This window comes from Methylibium sp., assembly GCF_031393925.1.
Taxonomy (GTDB): domain Bacteria; phylum Pseudomonadota; class Gammaproteobacteria; order Burkholderiales; family Burkholderiaceae_C; genus Methylibium.
Map to the genome: position 1 here is coordinate 1 of NZ_JANMWL010000035.1, position 21,665 is coordinate 21,665.

Here is a 21,665-nt window from a genome sequence, read left to right on the forward strand (position 1 = left end):
CCTGATTAGCAACCATGTTCAGCTTGGCTCATGCCATGAGCGCGGCGTATGTGCGCGACGAAGACAAGGTGAAGGGGCTCGATTCGGGCGCCGACGCCTATCTGACGCACCCCGTCGATCCGTCCGTGCTGGTCGCGACGGTCCATGCGCTCGTTCGGGCGCGGATTGCGGAAGATGCGATGCGCCGCAGCGAGGCCAAATTCAAGGCCATCTACGCGCAAGCGCCCGGCGGCATCTGTCTGCTTGATGAAGCCGGCCATGAGGGGGTGCTGACCACGTTCCTGAGCTATGGCGCCGTCGCGGCGCCGCGGCAGGGGGAGATCATCCAGACGCTGGCAATGGCTGTGGCGGTGGCGGTGGCGGTGGCGGTGGCGGTGGCGGTGGCGGTGGCGGTGGCGGTGGCGGTGGCGGTGGCGACGACCAAGAGTGGGACACTTTCGCCGGTGTGGTATCCGAAATGGTATCCAGATTCTGGTAGACCCTGGCTTAGTTAGTACTAGCTACCTAAGAACGGTGATAAATTGCTGGTGCCGGCTGTCCGAATCGAACGGACGACCTTCCGCTTACAAGGCGGGTGCTCTACCAGCTGAGCTAAGCCGGCACGACTGGCGAATTGTAGGAGGCGCGCAGACTCACTTGACGCGCTTGAGCGCTGGCGGCTTGGGACCGCCTGGATTGGGGCTGGGTGGCTCGCTGGCTGCGACGACCTCATCGCTAGGCGTGGACGCATCGCTCGGCGGTGGCGCCAATCGCAGCCCGCGCGAGAGCACGTCGCCCGCAGCAGCGGCCACGACCGCGTCAGGCGCAGGCACTGCTGCGCCGCCAGCCGCCGCGGCGCCCGACGGCGTCGGGAATGCCATGCCCTGCCCGTTCTCGCGCGCATAGATCGCAATCACGTGATCGACCGGTACGTTGATCTCGCGCGCCACGCCACCGAAGCGGGCCTTGAAGCTGATGAACTCGTTGCCGAGTTGCAGGTTGCTGGTCGCTTCAAAGCTGGCGTTCAGGACGATCTCGCCGTTCTTCACGAATTCGATCGGCACCTGCACGCCGGCACCGACGACGACCGCGAGATACGGCGTGAAGCCGTTGTCGGTACACCAGTCGTGCAGCGCGCGAATCAGGTAGGGCCGCGTCGAGGCGCCCTGCGAACCGGGTCCGTCCGGTGTGACCGGGATCGACATCGCTCGCGGCTCCCTTGCGGCTTACTTGCGCATCACCTTCTCGGACGGCGTCAGCGCTTCGATGTAAGCGGGCCGCGAGAAGATGCGCTCGGCGTACTTCAGCAGCGGCAACGCGTTCTTCGACAGGTCGATCTGGTAGTAATCCAGGCGCCAGAGCAGCGGCGCAATGGCCACGTCGAGCATCGAGAAATCGTCGCCGAGCATGTACTTGTTCTTCAGGAAGATCGGCGCGAGCTGGGTGAGCCGGTCGCGGATCTGGTTGCGCGCCTTCTCGAGCTGCTTGTCGGTCGCCTTGACGCCACTCCTGCCCTCGAGCAGGTTCACGTGCGCGAACAATTCCTTCTCGAAGTTGAACAGGAACAAGCGCACGCGCGCACGTGCCACCGGGTCGCCAGGCATGAGTTGCGGGTGAGGAAAGCGCTCGTCGATGTACTCGTTGATGATGTGCGACTCATACAGGATGAGGTCGCGCTCGACAAGGATCGGCACCTCGTTGTACGGGTTCATCAGCGCGATGTCCTCGGGCTTGGCGAACAGGTCGACATCGCGGATCTCGAAGTCCATGCCTTTTTCGAACAGCACGAAGCGGCAGCGGTGCGAGTAAGGGTCGGTGGTTCCGGAGTAAAGCACCATCATGGCGGTGGCTCCTATCGTCGAGGGCAATCCAAAAAAACATAAAGCGCAGTGGGCGCTAGGCATCCCACTGCGCGTCGAGCCAGGCGACGCTATGGAGCGCCGCCGGCTTCACGAACTCATTTCACGTCTTTCCAGTACGCGGCATTGAGGCGCCAGGAAATCACGGTGAAGAGAGCCAGGAACAACAGCACCCACACACCGATGCGAAGGCGCTGGTTTTGCGTCGGCTCTCCCATCCACTGAAGATAGGCCACCAGGTCACCGACGGCTTCGTCATAGGCGTGCGCGCTGAGCTTGCCGGGGGTGATTTGCTCGAAGCCGGCAAAGCGATGAACGCTCTTGCCGGGGTCGTGCGCGTCCTTCATTTCGACAAACCGCGCGCTGCGCTGGCCTTGCAGTTCCCACAAGACGTTCGGCATGCCGACATGCGGAAAAACCAGGTTGTTCCAGCCAGTGAGCGTCGTGTCGTCGCGATAGTAGGAGCGCAGGTAGGTATAGAGGTAGTCTGCGCCGCTGCCGCCCGCGCCGGCGCGCGAACGCGCGATCACGCTGAGGTCCGGCGGTTGCGCGCCGAACCACTCCTTGGCATGTCTCGGGTCGAGCGCCACCTTCATGGTGTCACCCACCCTGTCGGTCGCGAAGAGCAGGTTCTGCTTGATTTGCGCTTCCGTCAGGCCGATGTCCCGCAAGCGGTTGTAGCGCATGTAGGACGCGGCGTGACAGTTCAGGCAGTAGTTGACGAACAGGCGCGCGCCGTTTTGCAGCGCACCCAAATCAGTCATCTTCTGCTGCGGAAATTTGTCCCAGGCGGTACTGGCACCGTCGGAAGCACGGGCCACACCAAGGATGGCAAATGCCGCCATGAGCAGCGCGATCAATCGTTTCATTCGAGAGGCTCCTGCAGGCTCAGTGGGCAGCGAAGGTCACGCGATCGGGCACCGGCTTGAAGCGTCCCAACGTGCTCCACCACGGCATCAGCAGGAAGAAGCCGAAATAGAACACGGTGCCAATCTGCGCCACCAGCGTGCGGCCGTCGGTCGGCGGCAGGATGCCAAGGTAGCCGAGCACGAAAAAGAAGGCAACGAACAACCCGTACACACCCTTGTGCCAGCCAGGCCGGTAGCGTATCGACTTCACCGGGCTGCGGTCCAGCCACGGCAGGAAGAACAGGATGATGACGGCCCCGCCCATCACCACCACGCCCCAGAACTTGGCATCGAAGCCGGCGAAGATGGCCAGCTCTGCCGCGCTGGTCATGCCGAGCATCATGAACAGCGACTTGAAGCCACCGAACAGCACGATGGCGATCACCGCAGCGACCCCGATTACCCACCTGGCCAGCGCCGGGAAGCGGCCCTTGAAGATCGCCAGCAGCGCCGCCACGGCGACCATCAACGAGAGCACCGCCATCATCTGGTCGGTGGTGGCGCGCAGCATCGAGTAGTACGGCGTGAAATACCAGACCGGGGCGATGTGCGCCGGTGTCTTCAGCGGGTCCGCCGGGATGAAGTTGTTGTACTCGAGGAAGTAGCCGCCGAGTTCAGGCGCGAAGAAGATGATCGCGGTGAAGATCATCAGGAACACCGACACGCCCATGATGTCATGCACGGTGTAGTAAGGATGGAAGGGAATGCCGTCAAGCGGCCGTCCGTCCGGTCCCTTCTTGGCCTTGATCTCCACGCCGTCGGGGTTGTTCGAGCCCACCTCGTGCAGCGCGATGACGTGCGCGGCCACCAGGCCAAGCAGCACGAGCGGCACGGCGATCACGTGGAAGCTGAAGAAGCGGTTGAGCGTCGCGTCCGAAACCACGTAGTCGCCGCGAATCAAGAGCGCCAGGTCCGGCCCGATGAAGGGCACGGCAGCGAACAGGTTCACGATGACCTGCGCGCCCCAGTAGCTCATCTGGCCCCACGGCAGCAGGTAGCCCATGAAGGCCTCGGCCATGAGGCACAGGAAGATCGCGCAGCCGAAGATCCACACCAGCTCGCGCGGCTTGCGGTAGCTGCCGTACATCAAGCCGCGGAACATGTGCAGGTAGACGACGATGAAGAAGGCCGACGCGCCGGTCGAGTGCATGTAGCGCACCAGCCAGCCCCAGGGCACGTCGCGCATGATGTATTCGACCGAGGCGAACGCGAGCGCCGCATCGGGCTTGTAGTGCATCACCAGGAAGATGCCGGTAACGATCTGGATCACCAGCACCAGCAGGGCGAGCGAGCCGAAGTAGTACCAGAAATTGAAGTTTTTCGGCGTGTAGTACTCGGCCAGATGCTCGTTCCACAGCTTGGTGGCTGGAAAACGGTTGTCGACCCAATTCATGAACTTTTGCCCCACCGGGGCGCCCACAGGAACCTGCTTGTATTCGGCCATGGTCGTCCTCGAGGCCTCAGGCCTTGGCCTCACCGATCAGCAAGCGGCTGTCGGAGAGGAAGGTGTAGGGGGGAACCTCGAGGTTGTCCGGCGCCGGCTTGTTCTTGAACACGCGGCCGGCCATGTCGAAGGTCGAACCGTGGCAGGGGCAGAGGAAGCCGCCGGTCCAGTCGTCGGGCAGCGAGGGCTGCGGACCCGGCACGAACTTCTCCGACGGCGAGCAACCGAGGTGAGAACAGATGCCCACCACGACCAGGATCTCCGGCTTGATCGAGCGCCAGTCATTGCGCGTCGCCTCCATCGGCGTGACCTCGTCGGGCTTGCGCACGGATTTCGGGTCGGCCACGAGCGCGTCGGTTTTCTTCAAGGAGGCGAGCTGTTCGGGCGTGCGACGCACGATCCACACCGGCTTGCCGCGCCATTCCTTGATCATCATCTCCCCGGGCTGCAGCTTGCTGATGTCGACCTCGACGGCGGCACCGGAAGCGCGCGCGCGCTCGGAGGGCTGGAAGCTGCTGACGAACGGGACGGCGGCCACGACACCACCAGCGACGCCAGCGCAAGACGAGGCGATCAGCCAGGTCCGTTTGCTCTGATCGACTTGCTGCTCACTCATGAAAATCCTTGGACTCGCGCTTTGATTCTGGGGCAGCCTTGGATTCTAATCGACTGCCTGAGGCGCTCCAGCGTCAGGTAGGGCAGCTTGACTTGATCGACGACTGGTGAATACTCCCTGGCCGTCCACTCGGGCGGCCTGTCGACCCAGTAGAAGAAGCGCCGAGGAAAGAACAGATGTCCTTCATGACCGAGTTCAAGGAATTTGCCATCAAGGGCAACGTCGTCGACCTCGCAGTCGGCGTCATCATCGGGGGCGCTTTTGGCAAGATCGTCGACTCGATCGTCGGCGACCTGATCATGCCGGTGGTGAGCAAGCTGTTCGGCGGGCTGGATTTTTCCAGCTACTACATCGCCCTGGCCGGACAGGCCGCGAGGCTGCCGTTGGCCGAAGCCCGCAAAGCCGGCGCGGTGTTCGCCTATGGCAACTTCATCACCGTCGCGCTCAATTTCGCGATCCTCGCCTTCATCATTTTTCTCATGGTCAAACAGATCAACCGCCTAAAGAAGGACGTTCCGCCGCCGGCCGTGGTCGACGCCGAAGAAGTGCTCCTGCTGCGCCAGATTCGCGACGCCCTGATGGCAAAGTGACACCCGCTCGAGCGCCAGGGCTGCTTTGCGGCCAGGCGTTCGCGCTGAGCCCAACGCCGTGATCACACCCCGCACCGAAGCCGCCCTGCAGGCGGCGAACCTTCACATCCAGGCGACCGTCGCAGCGGCCGCGGAACGGTTACTGCAGTCCGCCAAGCCATCAATTGCCGTGCCCCTCACGCAGACCGGCGTGCGCCAGCTTGGCAATGCCGCTGCGCAGACCGACCTGCAACGCAATTTCGCCGAGTTCAAACGCGTGTTCGCGAGCCTGCTGCGGGAGAAGGTGTTCGGTGACGTCACGCCGCGCACCACCGCGCGCCGCACGCCCGACACCTCGTCGTGGCAGTCGTTGAGCCTGGTCGGCGATGACGAAGTCGACGAGCGCGTCTCCACCGACCGCCTGAGCATGCAGATCACCCACGCCTGCGAGTGGGAACTGCGCGAGCTCGACGGCTACATGGCGGCGCTGCTGCACGGCGGAACACCGGCGCCCGATCGCAACCCGGTGCGCCCCGAAATCATCGGCATGGCGCTGCGGGGTGCCGTGCACGCCATCAGCGAAGCGGCCGACCAGCGCCGCTGGCTGTTCGAGGAACTGGGCCGCGCCCTGTCGACGGGCATGCATCCCTGCTACGCCGCCGTCATTGCAGACCTGCAGGCGCGCGGCGTGCGTCCGGTCGCCATGGCGGTCAAGACCGTGCAGGGACCGGGCAACGACCTGCCCAGGGAGGTGCTGCGCGGCAACTCCGCCTACCAGACCTCGGGCTTCCACACGTCAGCGCGCGACCAGAGCCAAGCCGAACAGATGCTCGCAACGCTGTTCGGCATCTCGGTCCCCGATACGCCGCCGAGCGTGTCGGGCCAGCGCGCCGCTTCTTCCAGCGGTCACGGCAGCATCAGCGCAGCCGGCCGCTTGGGCGAGCAGGTCGGTGCGGCTGGCCTTCGCGGCTCGAGCACTGGCAGCCCCATGCCAAGCGCCGACGCGCAAATGCTGCAAATGCTGCGGCGATTGAACGCCGACGCCAATCGCGGCGACATGGCGGCGCTTTTGGCTGCCGCCGGAAGCGCAGGCGCAGGCGCAGCCACTGGCGTCGCCCCGGGCGGTGCGCCGCCTGCCGAGGCGGGCGTGTCGCTGAGCGGGCTGATGGCCGTCAACCTGATCCGTCAGCACAGTGACGAGTTGAAGCGCGCCTCCGGCGGCACGCTGGACCACATGGTGATCGACGTGGTCGGCGCCCTGTTTGACCAAGTGCTGGCCGACGACAAGGTGCAGCCGCAGGTGGCGCGGCAGATCGCACGCCTGCAGATGCCGGTGCTGCGCGCCGCGCTCAAGGACGCGAGCTTCTTCAACTCGCGCCGCCACCCGGTGCGGCGTTTCGTCAACCGCATCGCGTCTCTGGCGACGGCTTACGAAGACCTCGAACAAGGCCCGGGTCGAGAGTTCATGGAGCGTGTGCGTTCGCTGGTGCAGGAGATCGTCGATAGCGACTTCGACCAGATGGACGGGTACGACGCCAAGCTGCTGGAAATCGAGGCGCTGATCCAGCAGCAAAGCAATCGCGACGTGGGCACCCACGCAGAGGCGGCGGCCGTGCTCGACGGCCGCGAGACGCAGCTGCGCATCCAGCAGCGCTACATGCGCGAGCTGACGACGCGGCTCGAGGACGTCGAGCTGCCACCCTTCGTGCGCGATTTCCTGGCGCAGGTGTGGAGCCAGGTCCAGGTGCACGCCGCAGGACCGTCGGGGTCACCGGAATGGGTCCAGCGCGCCCACCGTGCGGCGCGTGAACTGGCCGTGAGCGTGCAGCCCAAGGGCGAGCCGCAGCTGCGCAAGCGCTTCCTGATGTCCTTGCCGCAGTTGATGAAGGACCTCAACGAAGGCCTCGCACTCATCCGCTGGCCCGATACGGCCAAGAAGGATTTCTTCGCGCAGTTGCTGCCCCGGCACGCCGACTCCTTGAAGACGGCGCCGCCGACCGATTTCGAGCAACGCCAGCTCAAGCACCGGCTCGAGCAACTCGAGAAGGTGGCAATACCGACCGCCGACACGCTGGTGACCAGCCCCGGGGCGCATTTGCCAGCGCCTGAAGAGCATGCCGCGCCACTGACTTTCTCGCCCGAAGAGGCCCAGCAGGTGGGGCTGGTCGAGGAAAGCGCGGTCGACTGGAACGGGCAGGTCGACATCGACCTCGACGACGCGGCGGCGACCGGCGAGGTCGATGTCGTGATGGACGCGTTGGCCAAGGACGGTGCGACGCCGACCCATGGTTCGCAGCTCATCCACCACGTGCAGACCGGCATTGCCTACCGCATGCATGTTGAAGGCCGCTGGCAGCGCGTGCGCCTGAACTGGGTGAGCCCGGGCCGCGCCTTCTTCGTGTTCACCCACGGCAAATCGCACGAGAAAACCATCTCGATGACCTCGCGCATGCTCACGCGCCTGTGCGACACCGAGCGCTTCCGGGCCTTCGAGCAGGCCGAGCTGATCGAGCGAGCCACGGCCCGGGCACGAAAGCAGCTCGCCTCGATCGGCGCTCCGAGCCGCAGCGGCGTCAACAGCACGCGCCAGTGAAGCGCCGGGCCGGCGCGCCGATCGGCGTTAGCCCGCCACGCTCAAGCGACGTGCCATCGCGCAGGCCGCGATCAGGCTGGCCGGGTCGGCGCGACCACTGCCGGCCAGGTCGAACGCAGTGCCGTGATCGGGGCTGGTGCGCACGAAGGGCAGCCCGAGCGTCACGTTGACGCCGCGCTCCACGCCCAGGTACTTGACGGGGATCAGGCCCTGGTCGTGGTACATCGCCACCACCAGGTCGAACTCGCCGCGGCGGGCGCGCATGAACACCGTATCCGGCGCAAACGGCCCCTGCGCATTGATGCCCTCACGGCGCGCCGCCTCGATGGCCGGCGCAATGAAGCGCAGCTCTTCTTCACCGAACAAGCCGCCCTCGCCGGCATGCGGATTGAGTCCGGCCACGGCGATGCGCGCGCGCGGCTGGCCCCACCGGGCCGCACCGGCGTGGGCGATGCGCAGCGTCGTCAGCACCGCCTCGAGCGTGACCGCCTCGATCGCCTGGCGCAACGAAACGTGAATGCTGACCAGCACGGTCTTGAGTTCGTCGTTGGCCAGCATCATGCGCACCGGCCCGGCGCCCGCCTCGGCCTGCAGCAGCTCGGTGTGCCCCGGGAAGGGCTCACCGGCCGCGGCAAGCGCTTCCTTGTGGATCGGCGCGGTGACGATCCCGGCCACCTCGCCGCCCTGCGCCAGCGCCACCGCATGGCGGATGCAGGCGGCGGCCGCGGCGCCGGCCCGCGCGTCGACGCGGCCATACGGCAGCCGCGAGAGTCCCTGCGGCAGGCCCGCGGTGGCGAGCACGGCAACGCAGCGCGGCGGCACTTCCAGCGCGTCGGCTGCGCGCTCGAGCACCGCCACCGGCAGGCTGACGCGCTCGCTCGCGGCCACCACCACCGCCGCACGCCGCATCACACCGACATCGCCCACCACGAAGCCGCCCGGCACCGCGCCGCGCGCCAGCGCCATCGCCACGATCTCAGGGCCGATGCCCGAGGCATCGCCCATCGTGAGCGCCAGCGGCAGCGGCAGCGTGGCGTGCTTCATGATGTTCGGGGCGCGTTCACGCGACCAGCACCCGGTGCTTCACGCCGGGTTGTCCACGTCGATGAATTCATGCTCCAGCGCAAACAACTGCGCCACGTGGGCGCCGAGCGCCGGGGCGCCGTAGCGCTCGGTCGCATGGTGGCCGCAGGCGTAGAACGCCACGCCGGTTTCGCGCGCGATGTGCGCCTGCGGCTCGGAGATCTCGCCGGTGAGGTAGGCATCGGCGCCCGCGGCGATCGCCGCTTCGAAGTAGCCTTGCGCGCCGCCAGTACACCACGCAACGCGCTTGATCGGCCGGCCATCGCCCTCCACCATGACCGTCGCGCGACCGAGCCGAAACTGCAGCAGCGCCGCGAGCGCCGCCGTCGTCATGGGCTGCGGCGGGCGGCCGAGAAAACCCAGCTGCTGCTCGCCGAAACGCTCCTCGGCGGTGAACTTGAGCTTGGCGCCGAACTGGGCGTTGTTGCCATGCTCCGGATGCGCGTCCAGCGGCAGGTGATAGGCAAAGAGGCTGATGTCACGCGCAAGCAGCGCGGCGACGCGGTGCTTGAGCCAGCCGGTGAGGCGCCCGTCCTGGCCGCGCCAAAACAGCCCGTGATGCACCAGCAGCGCATCGGCGCCGGCCGCAGCAGCCGCCTCGATGAATGCCAGGCTCGCGGTCACGCCGCTGACCAGTTTCCTGATCGCCGGCTTGCCCTCGACCTGCAAACCGTTCGGCCCATAATCCTTGAACCGATCGATCTCGAGCAGCGTGGACAGGTAGCTCCCGAGCTCATCGCGCGTCGTCACAACGTCCTCCCATGCGCAAAACCTGGCTGATTTTCTCTCAAGCGGTGACGGTGTCCCTGGCGCTGTTGTTCGTCATCGCGACGCTCAAGCCCGATTGGCTGCAACGCCGGCCACTCGGGGTCGCCGTGGCAACCGTCACGCAACCCGCCGCCGGCCCGATCCAGCCGGTGGCAATCTACCCCGCAGCGGTCGGCCCCGGCAGCTATGCCGCAGCGGCCAAGCGTGCCGCGCCTGCAGTGGTCAGCGTCATCACCAGCAAGACACCGCATCTCAACCATCCGCGCGCCGACGACCCGTGGTTTCGCTACTTTTTCGGCGACCAGGAGTCGCCGGCGCAAAGCGGCATCGGCTCGGGCGTGATCGTCTCGGCCGACGGCTTCGTGCTCACCAACAACCATGTCGTCGACCACATGGACGACATCGACGTGCAGCTCGCCGACGGCCGCCGCGCCAAGGCCGAGGTGATCGGCACCGACCCGGAAAGCGACCTCGCGGTGTTGCGCGTGAAGCTCGACAAGCTGCCGGCGGTGAGCTTCGGCAACTCGGACGCGCTGCAGGTCGGCGACGTGGTGCTGGCCATCGGCAACCCGTTCGGCGTGGGGCAGACGGTGACCGCGGGCATCGTCTCGGCGCTCGGGCGCAATCAGCTGGGCATCAACACCTTCGAAAATTTCATCCAGACCGATGCGGCCATCAATCCCGGCAACTCCGGCGGCGCGCTCATCGACGCCAGCGGCAACCTGATGGGCATCAACACGGCCATTTACTCGCGTTCGGGCGGCAACCTGGGCATCGGCTTCGCGATCCCCGTTTCGACCGCACGGCAAGTGATGGACGGGCTCATCAAGGAAGGCCAGGTAACGCGCGGCTGGATCGGCGTGGAGCCGCGCGACCTCACGCCCGAGATCGCCGAGACCTTCAACCTGAAGGTCTCGCAGGGCGTGCTCATCACGGGCGTGCTGCAAGGTGGGCCCGCCAGCCAGAGCGGCCTGCGCCCCGGCGACGTGGTGGTGAAGGTGGCCGACACGGCGGTGGGCAACACCGCGCAACTTCTGAACGCGGTGTCGATGCTCAAGCCGCGCACGCAGGCTCGCCTGGGCGTGCAGCGCGGAGCGAGCGAGATTGACGTGCAGGTCATCGTCGGTCAGCGACCCAAGGCAGCCCCACGTCAACCCGTCGACGCACGTTGACCGGGCGCGCCCTCAGCGTCCGCCGGGGGCCGCCCCGAAGTCGCTGAGCACCCCCTTGGGGGGCAGTGAACGAAGTGAGCGTGGGGGCTTTACTCAGGCCGTGCCGTCTTCCGGCGACGCATCGGGCGCCCGGGTGCCCTTCAAGAACACCCGCGCCGCCCAGATGCCGACCTCGTAGAGGATGCACATCGGCACGGCAAGCGCGAGCTGCGAGATCACGTCCGGCGGCGTCACGATGGCCGCGACAACGAACGCGACGACGATGAAGTAAGCGCGAAACGACTGCAGCTGCGCCACCGACACCATGCCCACCTTGACCAGCAGCACCACGACGATCGGCACCTGGAAGGCCAGGCCGAAGGCGATGTAGAGGCCCAGGATGCTTTCGACGTACGAGGCGATGTCGGGCGTGGCGGCCACGCTCTCGGGCGTGAACTTCTGGATGAACGCGAACATCCTGTCGAGCACGAAGAACTGCACGAAGGCAATGCCCAGATAAGCCAGCAGGCTGCCGAACACGATCAAGGGCAGGGCAAAACGCTTCTCGTGGCGGTACAGGCCCGGCGCGACGAACGCCCACACCTGGTACATGATCCACGGCAGCGCCAGCAGCACGGCGCCGAGGAACAGCACCTTCAGCGGAATGAAAAAGGGCGTGAACACCCCCACCGCGATGAGCTTGGCGTCCGGGGGCATGTGCGCACGGATCGGCACCGCGATCCAGTCGATGAGGCGCGAAGGGCCGGGCCACAGCGCCAGCAACGCCACCGCCGCACCGATGCCATAGACCGCGTAGAGCAGCCGGTCGCGCAGTTCGATCAGATGGGCGACGAAGGGCTGCTCGCTGCCTTCGAGTTCGTCGCGTGTTTCGGGGGCGGCCACGAAGCTAGACAGACCGCGGCGGCCGAAAACGCGCCACGCGCGCCGCGCCGGACTGCGCCTTGGCGCGCACACCGTGACGCTGCCGGTACCACTGCGGCACCGCACCGCGCTTGATGCGCCAGTTCTTGTTCGGGTTGCGGTAAGTCGAGGGCGGCTCCCGCAGCGGATCGCCTGCATAGAAGCCCGCGTCGACGGTGCTGGTGCCGGCGCTGGTGCTTGAGGACAGTTCACCCCAGGCCCGGTTCATGTCGCTGCCCGCCTGATTCACTTCGCTGGTCACGCTTTGTTCGACATTGCGCGCGGTGTCTTCGAACTGCGTCTTCATTTTCTTGAGTTCTTCGAGCTCGATCGAACGATTGACCTCGGCCTTGACGTCGGCGACGTAACGCTGCGCCTTGCCCATCAGGTGACCGACGGTGCGCGCGACCTTGGGCAGGCGCTCCGGGCCGATGACGATGAGCGCCACCGCGCCGATCAGGGCGAGCTTGTCGAAACCGAAGTCGATCATGCGTGCGGCCGTCGGCGTCCGGTCAGGACTTGTGCTTGGCCTCGACGTCGACGGTGTTGGCGGCGTCGACGCTGCGGTTGGCCGTCACCTGCTGGGGCGGCACGGCCGGATCGGCGGGCGAGGAACCATCGCGAATGCCATCCTTGAAGCCCTTGACGGCGCCGCCGATGTCGCCGCCGATGTTCTTGAGTTTTTTCGTGCCGAACACGAGCACGACGATCACCAGCACGATCAACCAGTGCCAGATGCTGAGGGAACCCATGGTGTTCTCCTGACGAAGCGAATGAATTGCAGCCCTGAATTCTAGGGCAGGGGTGGTAAGAGTCCCGAAGCGGGGTCGCAGTTCAGCGCGCCCTCGGCCGGCTTCTCAGCCCTTGGCCCACGGTCTGGGTCCGCCGATCACGTGCATGTGCAGGTGCGGCACTTCCTGCAGGCCGTCCTGGCCGGTGTTGATGAGCGTGCGAAAACCGTTGGTCACACCCTGCTCCCGCATCAAACGAGGTGCCAGCGCGAGGAGGTGGCCCATCAGCGCCTCGTCGCCCGGACCGATGTCGGACAGCATGGCGATGTGTCGCTTGGGAATCAACAGCACATGCACCGGCGCCCAGGGATGGATGTCGTGAAACGCGAGCACCTGCTCGTCTTCATAGGCCTTCTTCGACGGAATCTTGCCGGCGACGATCTTGCAGAAGACGCAGCTCGCGTCGCTGTCGGGGGTGGCGCTCATCGGGGTTGCTTCGTGCTGCGCATTTCGCTAGTCGTCAGCCGGGCGTGGGCTGGTTGTTGCTCAGAGCCAGCCAGCCGCGCACGATGCGATAAAGGAACCAGAGGGAGATCAGCACCCAGGCGATCCAGCCCGGCAAGATCAGCAGCCAGAGCGGCGCGGTAAGGAGGTAGAGCCCGCCGGCCCACAGCACCGAGCGGATGCGCCAGCTGAAATGCGAAGCCTGCCAGGTGCCCGCCGCATCCTCGCGTTTGAACAGGTCGATGGCAAAGGCGATCAGCAGCAACAACACGCTGGCCTGCACGCCGGGCAGCACCGCACCCACCGCGACGATCGCGTGCAGCAGGTAGCTCACGGTGCCCACCGTCTTGAGCGAGCGGTCGCGCTCGCCGGAGTCGATCACGTCGTTCATGGCTCGTGCCTTTCTCGCTGCTTGGCCTTGCGCAGGGCAAATTCTTCCAGCCCCGACAGGCCCTCGCGCCGCTCGAGTTCGGCCAGCACCTGGGCCGGCGTGACGCCGAAGTGCGCTAGCGCGATCATCGAATGAAACCAAAGATCGGCGGCCTCGGAGATGATTTTTTGTGCGTCGCCGTCCTTGCCGGCCATCACCAGCTCGGTCGCTTCTTCGCCGACCTTCTTGAGGATCGCGTCGCCGCCTTTATGGAACAGACGAGCCACGTAGCTGGTGTCGGGATCACCGCCGCGGCGGGATTCGATCACCGCCGCCAGGCGAGCCAGCGTGTCATTCGAGGTGACGCTCATTTGTAGATGTGCTCGGGCGCCTTCAGCACCGGCTCGATGGCCTGCCACGCGCCCGCCTCCAGACGCTGGAAGAAACAACTGTGGCGTCCGGTGTGGCAGGCGATGCCGGGCTCGTGTCCGAGCTGTTCGACCTTGAGCAGCAGCACGTCGTTGTCGCAGTCCAGGCGTATCTCGAGCACCTTTTGCAAATGCCCGGATTCTTCGCCCTTGTGCCACAAACGACCACGCGATCGGCTCCAGTAGACCGCCTCGCCCAGCGCTGCCGTGCGGGCCAGCGCGTCGCGGTTCATCCACGCGAACATGAGCACGTCGCCGCTCTTGGCTTCCTGCGCAATCACCGGCACGAGGCCGTCGCGGTCCCAGCGAATCTCTTCCATCCAAGCCATGCGAACCAGTGTAGCAACGGGCCCCCTCCCTATTGCCGCACGGGGATGCCCCGCTCGGCCAGCAGGGCCTTGGCCTGGCCGACGGTGAAGGTACCGTAATGAAAGATGCTCGCCGCCAGCACCGCGTCGGCGCCGCCGCGCTGGATGCCCTCGGCCAGATGCTCGAGCGTGCCGACGCCGCCCGAGGCGATCACCGGCACCGGCACGGCGTCGCTGACGGCGCGCGTGAGTTCGAGATCAAAGCCGATCCGGGTGCCGTCGCGGTCCATGCTGGTCAGCAAAATTTCGCCTGCACCCAGCCCGGCCATGCGGCGCGCCCACGCCACCGCGTCCAGGCCGGTGTTCTTGCGCCCGCCGTGGGTGTAGACATCCCAGCCTGGGCCGCCAGCGCGACGCTTCGCATCGATGGCCACCACGATGCACTGCGCCCCGTAGCGCTGCGACGCCTCGCGAATCACCTCCGGCTCGGCAATCGCCGCCGAATTGAAGCTGACCTTGTCGGCCCCGGCGTTGAGCAGCCGCCGCACGTCTTCGACCGTGCGCACGCCACCGCCCACGGTGAGGGGAATGAACACCTGCGAGGCCACCGCCTCGATGATCGGCAGGATCAGGTCGCGGCCGTCGGAGGTGGCGGTGATGTCCAGGAAAGTCAGCTCGTCGGCGCCCTGCTCGTTGTAGCGCGCGGCGATCTCGACCGGGTCACCGGCATCGCGCAGCTCGACGAAGTTGACGCCCTTGACGACGCGCCCGCCGGTGACGTCGAGGCAGGCAATGATGCGTTTGGCGAGCACGGCGTCGTGCGTTCAGTGCCCGCAGGACCGCCCCAAGGGCGCTGAGCACCCCCTCGGGGGGCAGCGAACGAAGCGAGCGCGGGAGCTCATCTCAGGCCGTGCCATTGAGTGCGTCGGCCCGCGCCTGACCGGCGGCGAAATCGAGGTCGCCGGTGTAGATGGCGCGCCCGCAGATCACGCCCTTGATGCCATCGCCTTCGACCGCACAGAGCTGCTCGATGTCGGGCAGCCCGGCCAGGCCACCGGAGGCGATGACCGGGATGCTCAGCGCCTGCGCCAGCTTCACGGTGGCGTCGATGTTGATGCCCGAGAGCATGCCGTCACGACCGATGTCGGTGTAGACCACGGCTTCGACGCCGTAGCCCTCGAACTTCATGGCCAGGTCGATCACCTCGTGGCCGGTGAGCTTGCTCCAGCCGTCGGTGGCGACCTTGCCGTCCTTGGCGTCCAGGCCGACGATGATGTGGCCGCCGAAGGCAGTGCAGGCGTCGCGCAGGAAGCCCGGGTTCTTGACCGCCGCCGTGCCGATGATCACCCACGACAGACCGTCGTCGAGGTAGCGCTCGATGGTGTCGAGATCGCGGATGCCGCCGCCGAGCTGCACCGGAATTTCGTCGCCCACCTCGGCCAGGATGGCCTTGATGGCGGCTTCGTTCACCGGCCTGCCGGCGAAGGCGCCGTTGAGGTCAACCAGGTGCAGGCGGCGCGCCCCGGCGTCTAGCCAGCGTCGCGCCATGGCGGCCGGGTCTTCGCTGAAGGTGGTGGAGGCATTCATGTCGCCTTGTTTAAGGCGCACACAACGACCGTCTTTCAGGTCGATCGCGGGGATCAGCAGCATGGCTCGGAGCGGCAAGGAGTCAGGGGCGCCAGTCGAGGAAATTGCGGTACAGACGCAGGCCCTGCGCAGCACTTTTCTCGGGGTGGAACTGGGTGGCGAAAATATTATCGCGTGCCACGGCGCTGGTAAAGCGCGCGCCGTAGTCGGTGACGCCGACGCTGTGGGCCGGCTCGGCTGGATCGGCGTAGAAGCTGTGAACGAAGTAGAACCAGCTGGCGTCGGCCACGCCGGCCCAGAGCGGGTGCGTGCGCATCTGTTCGACCTGGTTCCAGCCCATCTGCGGCACCTTGTAGCGGCTGCCGTCGGGCTGCAGTTGCCCGTCGAGCCGAAAGCGTCGCACGCGCCCGGCAATGAGCCCGAGCCCGGGTGTGTCCTGCTCTTCACTGTGCTCGAGCAGCATCTGCATGCCCACGCACACGCCCATCAGCGGTTTGCTTGCCGCGGCCTCGAGCACGCTGGCGAGCAGCTCGCCGCCATGCGCCTGGCGCAGCTCGCGCATGCAGTCGCGCATGGCGCCCTGGCCGGGCAGCACCACGCGCTCGGCGGCCCGCACGAGCGCCGGGTCGGCGGTGACGGCCACCGTGACATCGGCGCCCGACTTGGACGCCTCGCGCGCGGCGTGCAGCACCGCCTGCGACACCGAGCGCAGGTTGCCCATGCCGTAGTCGACGACGGCCACCGTTCTCATGGTCTTACAAGGAGCCCTTGGTCGAAGGGATCACGCCGGCCATGCGCGCGTCGCGCTCGAGCGCCATGCGCAGCGCGCGCGCAAACGCCTTGAACACCGTCTCGCACTGGTGGTGGGCGTTGTCGCCGAACAGATTGTCGATGTGCAGGGTGACGCCCGCATGGTTGACGAAACCTTGAAAGAATTCGTAGACCAGTTGCGTGTCGAGCGCCCCGATCATGCCGGCCTTGAAGGGCACGCGCATGTGCAGGCCCGGCCGGCCAGAGAAGTCAACCACGACGCGCGAGAGCGCCTCGTCGAGCGGCACGTAGGCGTGGCCGTAGCGGCGAATGCCTTTTTTGTCGCCCACCGCCTTGGCGAACGCCTGGCCGACGGTGATGCCGACATCCTCGACCGTGTGGTGGCCGTCGATGTGCAGGTCGCCCAGCGCCTCGATCTCGAGGTCGACAAGGCCATGGCGCGCCAGCTGGTCGAGCATGTGGTCAAAGAAGCCGATACCGGTGGCGAGCTTGGCGACGCCGGTGCCGTCGAGGTTGATGCGCACGCGGATTTGCGTCTCCGCGGTGTCACGGCGGACTTCGGCAATGCGGTCGGTGTCGCCGCTGTCTTTGCCGCTGTTTTCGCTCATGTTCTCGCTCATTTCAGGCTCGCTTTCAGTGCGGCGATCATCTGGTCGTTTTCCTCGGGCAGGCCCACGGTCAGGCGCAGGCAGTTGGCCAGCAGCGGGTGCGCCTTGGAGCGGTCTTTCACCAGCACGCCGCGGCGCTTCATGCCCTCGAACACGGCGGGCGCATCGGCGACGCGCACCAGGATCATGTTGGCATCGCTTGGAAACGGCGTCACGCCGGGCAGCGCGCGCAATGCGTGCTGCAGGCGCTCACGCTCGGCGCGGATGACGGTCGCCTGGCGTGCGTACTCGTCCTCGTGTTCGAGCGCGAACAACGCCGCTTCGCAATTGAGCACGCTGATGTTGAACGGCGGACGCAGCTTGTCGATCTGCGAAACCAGCGCGCTGCGGCCCATCAGGTAACCGATGCGCACGCCCGCGAGGCCGAACTTGCTCATCGTGCGCATCAACAGCACTTTTTCGTGGCGCACCAGGCGCGCCATCGAATCGCGCGAGGCAAAAGGCTGGTAGGCCTCGTCGATCACCACCAGGCCGGGCGCGGCTTCGATGACGCGGTCGATGGTGACGTCGTTCCACAGGTTCGCGGTCGGGTTGTTCGGGTAGGCGATATAGATCAAGGCCGGCCGCTGCGCTTGCACCGCCGCCAGCATCGCGTCGGCATCGAGTTCGAAGTCGGCCGTCGTCGGCACGCCGACGAAGCGCAAGCCGTGCAGGCGCGCCGACAGCTCGTAAATCTCGAAGCCAGGCACCGGGGCAAGGATCGTCGCGCCGGGCCGGTTGCACGCCATGGCGAGCATGGTGATCAATTCGTCCGAGCCGTTGCCCAAGGTCATGCTGCAGCCCGGGGGCATGCAGGCATGACGGGCCAGCGCGGTGCGCAACACGTCGGTGCGTTCGGCCGGGTAACGATTGAGCGCCACCTCCGCCAGCCGTTCGCCCAGCGCCCGCCGCAGCGCAGCGGGCAGGCGAAACGGGTTCTCCATCACGTCGAGCTTGACCAGTCCGGCGCTCGGCTGCACCACGTAGCCGTGCAGCGCCTGCAGGTCGGCTCGAAGCACCGCGGCGAGTGCGGACGACACGGCAGGCGCGGCCCCAGGAGAAGGCAAGGTCATTGCGGGGCCGGCGCTCATGGCTTGCTCTGGAGCCGCATCTCGGCGGCCCGCGCATGCGCCTGTAAGCCTTCACCATAAGCCAGCTCCGCGGCGATCACGCCCAGGGTCTGCGCGCCCGACCGGCTCACTTCTATGACGCTCGAACGCTTTTGAAAATCATAGACGCCCAGCGGCGAGGAAAAGCGCGCCGTGCCCGAGGTCGGCAGCACATGGTTGGGCCCGGCGCAGTAGTCGCCCAGCGACTCACTGGTGTAAGCGCCGAGGAAGAGGGCTCCAGCGTGGCGCAGCAGTGGCTCCCAGCGATGCGGATCGTTGGAGCTCACCTCCAGGTGCTCGGGCGCGATGCGGTTGCTGAGCTCGCAGGCCTCTTCCATCGAGCGCGTGTGGATCAGCGCACCGCGGCCTTCGAGCGAGGCGCGGATGATGGCCGCACGCGGCATGCCGGGCAGCAGCCGCTCGATCGCCGAGCGCACGCGCTCGATGTAGCCGGCGTCGGGGCACAAAAGGATGCTCTGCGCCAGCTCGTCGTGCTCGGCCTGGCTGAACAGGTCCATGGCCACCCAGTCGGGCGGCGTGGAGCCGTCGGCCAGCACCAAGATCTCGCTCGGCCCGGCGATCATGTCGATGCCGACCGTGCCGAACACGTGCTTCTTCGCGCTGGCCACATAGGCATTGCCGGGCCCGGTGATCTTGTCGACCTTGGGCACCGTGGCGGTGCCGTAGGCCAGCGCGCCGATGGCTTGCGCGCCGCCGATCGTGAAGGCCCGCGCGACGCCGGCCACGTGCGCCGCCGCCAGCACGAGCGGGTTGCGTTCGCCGCGCAAGACATTGGACGTGCCGTCCTTGCGCACTGGCGTGGGCACCACCATCACGATCTCGGGCACGCCGGCCACCTGTGCCGGCACCGCATTCATGAGCAGGCTCGACGGATACGCGGCCTTGCCGCCCGGCACATAGATGCCCACGCGGTCGAGCGGTGTGACCTTCTGGCCGAGCAGGCTGCCGTCTTCGTCGCGGTAGCTCCAGCTCTTGCCGCAGGACTCGAGCTGGCGCTCATGGAAGCCGCGAATGCGCCGCGCGGCCTGCTGCAAGGCGTTGCGCTGTGCGGGCGAAATAAGCTCGTAGGCCGCCGCGAAATCGTCGGCCGTCAACTCGAGCGAAGCCATCGACTCGGCCTCGATGCCGTCAAAGCGCGCCGTGTACTCGAGCACCGCCGCATCGCCGCGCTGGCGCACCTCGGCCAGGATGGCGGCCACGCGCTGCTCGATCGCGTCGTCGGTGGCTGCCGACCAGTGCAGCACGCGCTGGAACTCGGCCTCGAAGCCCGGCTCGCTGGTGGCAAGTTGCCGTATCGCGACGCTCATGGGATCAAGCCTTCGGACAGGCCAACGCAAACGCGTCGATCAGCCGCCGGATCGGCTCGCGCGCGAGCTTGAGCGCGGCCTGGTTGACGACCAGCCGTGCCGAGATGTCCATGATTCGCTCCACCTCCCGCAAATGGTTTGCCGCCAGCGTGCTGCCGCTGGACACCAAGTCGACGATGGCGTCGGCCAGACCGGTGAGCGGCGCCAGCTCCATCGAGCCGTAGAGCTTGATGATGTCGACGTGGACGCCCTTGTCGGCGAAATGGTCGCGCGCCACGCTCACGTACTTGGTGGCCACGCGGATGCGCGAGCCTTGCTTGACGGCCGCCGCGTAATCGAAATCGTCGCGCACCGCCACGCTCATGCGGCACCTGGCGATGCGCAGATCGAGCGGCTGGTACAGGCCCTGGCCGCCATGCTCGAGCAAGACGTCCAGGCCGGCAACGCCGAGGTCTGCGCCGCCGTACTGCACGTAGGTGGGAACGTCGGAGGCACGCACCAGCACCACGCGCACGTCGGGCCGCGAGGTCGCGAGGATGAGCTTGCGCGAGGACTCCGGGTCTTCGGCGATGCGGATGCCCGCCGCCGCCAGCAGCGGCAGCGCCTCGTCGAAGATGCGACCCTTGGAGAGGGCGAGGGTGATCATGTGCGGGCCTTTCGACGGGCCACCCCAAGGCAGACCCAGTCCCCTCGGGGGGCAGCGAACAAGCTGAGCACGGGGGCGGTCATTTCGTTCTCTCGATGTCGGCACCAACGGCGCGCAGCTTCGCTTCCATCTGGTCGTAGCCGCGGTCGAGGTGGTAGATACGGTCGACCCGCGTCTCGCCCTCGGCCACCAGGCCGGCGATCACCAGGCTGGCCGAGGCGCGCAGGTCGGTGGCCATCACCGTCGCACCCGATAGCCGCGGCACGCCGGTCACCACCGCCGTGTGACCGTCGACCTCGATCTTCGCGCCCAGGCGCACCAGTTCGTTGACGTGCATGAAGCGGTTCTCGAAGATCGTCTCGGTGATGACCGACGTGCCCTCGGCGATGCAGTCGAGCACCATGAACTGCGCCTGCATGTCGGTCGGGAAGGCCGGGTACTCGCTGGTGCGAAAGCCGACCGCCGCGAGACGACCCTCGGAGCGCACGCGAATCCAGTCGGCGCCCGTCTCTACCCGTACGCCGGCCTCGCGCAGCTTGTCGATCACGGCGTCGAGGTGATCGCCTCGCGCGTGCCTGAGCAGCAACTCGCCGCCCGCCGCCGCGGCGGCGCACAGGAAGGTGCCGGCCTCGATGCGATCGGGCACGATCGTGTGCCCGCCGCTCGGCGCATGCAGCCGCTCCACGCCCTGGATGCGGATGCGACTGGTGCCCTGCCCTTCGATGCGCGCGCCCATCGCCACCAGCATGTCGGCCAGGTCGCGCACCTCGGGCTCCTGCGCGGCGTTCTCCAGCACCGTCTCGCCGTCGGCCAGGGTGGCGGCCATCAACAGGTTTTCGGTGCCGGTCACGGTCACCATGTCGGTGGCGATGCGGGCGCCGCGCAAGCGCGCGGCCTTGGCCAGGATGTAGCCGTGCTCGACGCTGATCTCGGCGCCCATCGCCTGCAGTCCCTTGATGTGCTGGTCGATCGGGCGCGAGCCGATCGCGCAGCCGCCGGGCAGCGACACCCGGGCCTGGCCGAAGCGCGCCAGCAGCGGCCCGAGCACCAGGATCGAGGCTCGCATCGTCTTGACCAGCTCGTACGGCGCCTCCAGTTGGGTGAGGCGCGCCGCGTCGACGGTCACGACATCGGGGCGCGTATGGCTGCGCTCGGCGTTCGCGCCCATGTTGCGCAGCAAGCTGAGGACGGTCGTCACGTCCTGCAATCGCGGCACGTTGGCAAGCGTCACCGGCTCTTCTGTCAGCAAGGCGGCGCACAGCTCGGGCAGCGCCGCGTTCTTGGCGCCCGAGATCGCCACTTCGCCCTGCAAGGGGCGGCCGCCGCGAATGATGAGTTTGTCCAT

Annotated in this window: 26 protein-coding genes and 1 tRNA gene; 4 read left to right on the top strand and 23 right to left on the bottom strand. The window is 66.8% G+C overall.

Annotated elements, in window-relative coordinates:
• Positions 1–14 precede the first annotated feature (14 nt).
• Positions 15–494 carry a hypothetical protein gene (locus RMO12_RS02250; RefSeq protein ID WP_309638058.1) on the top strand — a complete coding sequence of 160 codons (480 nt, stop codon included), beginning with the start codon at positions 15–17 and terminating at the stop codon, positions 492–494.
• Positions 495–525: 31 nt separating this feature from the next.
• Here RMO12_RS02250 and RMO12_RS02255 read toward each other — a convergent pair.
• From RMO12_RS02255 to petA, 6 genes are all read right to left on the bottom strand, one after another.
• Positions 526–601, bottom strand: a tRNA-Thr gene (locus tag RMO12_RS02255).
• Between the two features lie 31 nt (positions 602–632).
• Complete coding sequence (locus RMO12_RS02260) at positions 633–1,184, bottom strand: ClpXP protease specificity-enhancing factor (protein ID WP_309638059.1); 552 nt, start codon at positions 1,182–1,184, stop codon at positions 633–635.
• A 21-nt stretch (positions 1,185–1,205) separates the two neighbouring features.
• Positions 1,206–1,820: a glutathione S-transferase N-terminal domain-containing protein gene (locus tag RMO12_RS02265; RefSeq protein ID WP_309626633.1), complete on the bottom strand. Its 615-nt coding sequence runs from the start codon at positions 1,818–1,820 to the stop codon at positions 1,206–1,208.
• A 116-nt stretch (positions 1,821–1,936) separates the two neighbouring features.
• On the bottom strand, positions 1,937–2,707 hold the full coding sequence (locus RMO12_RS02270; protein WP_309626632.1) for a cytochrome c1: 771 nt from the start codon (positions 2,705–2,707) through the stop codon (positions 1,937–1,939).
• A 19-nt stretch (positions 2,708–2,726) separates the two neighbouring features.
• Positions 2,727–4,190: a cytochrome b N-terminal domain-containing protein gene (locus RMO12_RS02275; protein ID WP_309626631.1), complete on the bottom strand. Its 1,464-nt coding sequence runs from the start codon at positions 4,188–4,190 to the stop codon at positions 2,727–2,729.
• 16 nt (positions 4,191–4,206) lie between these two features.
• Positions 4,207–4,806 (bottom strand): ubiquinol-cytochrome c reductase iron-sulfur subunit, encoded by a 600-nt coding sequence (petA, locus tag RMO12_RS02280; protein ID WP_309638060.1) that lies wholly within the window; start codon positions 4,804–4,806, stop codon positions 4,207–4,209.
• Between the two features lie 176 nt (positions 4,807–4,982).
• Between petA and mscL the strand changes: the two genes are divergently transcribed.
• Both mscL and RMO12_RS02290 read left to right on the top strand, forming a co-directional pair.
• On the top strand, positions 4,983–5,396 hold the full coding sequence (gene mscL, locus RMO12_RS02285) for a large conductance mechanosensitive channel protein MscL (RefSeq protein ID WP_309626629.1): 414 nt from the start codon (positions 4,983–4,985) through the stop codon (positions 5,394–5,396).
• A gap of 58 nt (positions 5,397–5,454) precedes the next feature.
• A complete protein-coding gene (locus RMO12_RS02290) occupies positions 5,455–7,968 on the top strand; it encodes a DUF1631 family protein (RefSeq protein WP_309638061.1) in 2,514 nt (837 codons plus the stop codon).
• Between the two features lie 27 nt (positions 7,969–7,995).
• On the opposite strand, the gene pdxA is transcribed toward RMO12_RS02290, so the two are convergent.
• Together pdxA and RMO12_RS02300 are read right to left on the bottom strand one after the other, a co-directional pair.
• Entirely contained in the window at positions 7,996–9,012 is a 1,017-nt protein-coding gene (gene pdxA, locus RMO12_RS02295) for a 4-hydroxythreonine-4-phosphate dehydrogenase PdxA (protein ID WP_309638062.1), read from the bottom strand.
• A gap of 39 nt (positions 9,013–9,051) precedes the next feature.
• Complete coding sequence (locus RMO12_RS02300) at positions 9,052–9,801, bottom strand: Nif3-like dinuclear metal center hexameric protein (RefSeq protein WP_309626626.1); 750 nt, start codon at positions 9,799–9,801, stop codon at positions 9,052–9,054.
• Between the two features lie 11 nt (positions 9,802–9,812).
• Here RMO12_RS02300 and RMO12_RS02305 point away from each other — a divergent pair, with 11 nt between their 5' ends.
• A complete protein-coding gene (locus tag RMO12_RS02305; protein ID WP_309638063.1) occupies positions 9,813–10,991 on the top strand; it encodes a trypsin-like peptidase domain-containing protein in 1,179 nt (392 codons plus the stop codon).
• 93 nt (positions 10,992–11,084) lie between these two features.
• Here the strand turns inward: RMO12_RS02305 and tatC are convergent, their stop codons facing one another.
• The 15 genes from tatC to murA all read right to left on the bottom strand — a co-directional run.
• Entirely contained in the window at positions 11,085–11,873 is a 789-nt protein-coding gene (tatC, locus tag RMO12_RS02310; protein WP_309626624.1) for a twin-arginine translocase subunit TatC, read from the bottom strand.
• A 4-nt stretch (positions 11,874–11,877) separates the two neighbouring features.
• Positions 11,878–12,381: a Sec-independent protein translocase protein TatB gene (gene tatB, locus RMO12_RS02315; RefSeq protein WP_309626623.1), complete on the bottom strand. Its 504-nt coding sequence runs from the start codon at positions 12,379–12,381 to the stop codon at positions 11,878–11,880.
• A 22-nt stretch (positions 12,382–12,403) separates the two neighbouring features.
• Positions 12,404–12,643: a Sec-independent protein translocase subunit TatA gene (gene tatA / locus RMO12_RS02320; RefSeq protein WP_309626622.1), complete on the bottom strand. Its 240-nt coding sequence runs from the start codon at positions 12,641–12,643 to the stop codon at positions 12,404–12,406.
• 105 nt (positions 12,644–12,748) lie between these two features.
• A complete protein-coding gene (locus RMO12_RS02325) occupies positions 12,749–13,108 on the bottom strand; it encodes a histidine triad nucleotide-binding protein (protein ID WP_309638064.1) in 360 nt (119 codons plus the stop codon).
• Between the two features lie 34 nt (positions 13,109–13,142).
• A complete protein-coding gene (locus tag RMO12_RS02330) occupies positions 13,143–13,517 on the bottom strand; it encodes a hypothetical protein (RefSeq protein WP_309638065.1) in 375 nt (124 codons plus the stop codon).
• The gene (locus RMO12_RS02335; RefSeq protein WP_309624247.1) at positions 13,514–13,867 is read right to left on the bottom strand and encodes a phosphoribosyl-ATP diphosphatase; all 354 of its coding nucleotides are present in this window, start codon (positions 13,865–13,867) and stop codon (positions 13,514–13,516) included. Before RMO12_RS02335 ends, RMO12_RS02330 begins: the two co-directional genes overlap by 4 nt.
• Entirely contained in the window at positions 13,864–14,253 is a 390-nt protein-coding gene (gene hisI, locus RMO12_RS02340) for a phosphoribosyl-AMP cyclohydrolase (protein ID WP_309624248.1), read from the bottom strand. Before hisI ends, RMO12_RS02335 begins: the two co-directional genes overlap by 4 nt.
• 29 nt (positions 14,254–14,282) lie before the next feature.
• Positions 14,283–15,044, bottom strand: a complete 762-nt coding sequence (gene hisF / locus RMO12_RS02345; protein WP_309638066.1) for an imidazole glycerol phosphate synthase subunit HisF — start codon at positions 15,042–15,044, stop codon at positions 14,283–14,285.
• A gap of 91 nt (positions 15,045–15,135) precedes the next feature.
• The gene (gene hisA, locus RMO12_RS02350; protein ID WP_309638067.1) at positions 15,136–15,882 is read right to left on the bottom strand and encodes a 1-(5-phosphoribosyl)-5-[(5-phosphoribosylamino)methylideneamino]imidazole-4-carboxamide isomerase; all 747 of its coding nucleotides are present in this window, start codon (positions 15,880–15,882) and stop codon (positions 15,136–15,138) included.
• 19 nt (positions 15,883–15,901) lie between these two features.
• A complete protein-coding gene (hisH, locus tag RMO12_RS02355; RefSeq protein ID WP_309638068.1) occupies positions 15,902–16,570 on the bottom strand; it encodes an imidazole glycerol phosphate synthase subunit HisH in 669 nt (222 codons plus the stop codon).
• Positions 16,571–16,574: 4 nt separating this feature from the next.
• Positions 16,575–17,198, bottom strand: a complete 624-nt coding sequence (gene hisB / locus RMO12_RS02360) for an imidazoleglycerol-phosphate dehydratase HisB (RefSeq protein WP_309638069.1) — start codon at positions 17,196–17,198, stop codon at positions 16,575–16,577.
• Between the two features lie 8 nt (positions 17,199–17,206).
• Entirely contained in the window at positions 17,207–18,310 is a 1,104-nt protein-coding gene (gene hisC, locus RMO12_RS02365; RefSeq protein WP_309625817.1) for a histidinol-phosphate transaminase, read from the bottom strand.
• A gap of 14 nt (positions 18,311–18,324) precedes the next feature.
• Positions 18,325–19,674, bottom strand: coding sequence for a histidinol dehydrogenase (hisD, locus tag RMO12_RS02370; RefSeq protein WP_309638070.1), 1,350 nt, complete (start codon positions 19,672–19,674; stop codon positions 18,325–18,327).
• Between the two features lie 4 nt (positions 19,675–19,678).
• Complete coding sequence (gene hisG, locus RMO12_RS02375; RefSeq protein WP_309625812.1) at positions 19,679–20,320, bottom strand: ATP phosphoribosyltransferase; 642 nt, start codon at positions 20,318–20,320, stop codon at positions 19,679–19,681.
• 79 nt (positions 20,321–20,399) lie between these two features.
• Positions 20,400–21,665, bottom strand: a 1,266-nt coding sequence (gene murA, locus RMO12_RS02380; protein ID WP_309625811.1) for a UDP-N-acetylglucosamine 1-carboxyvinyltransferase, incomplete at its 5' end; no start/stop codon positions are given.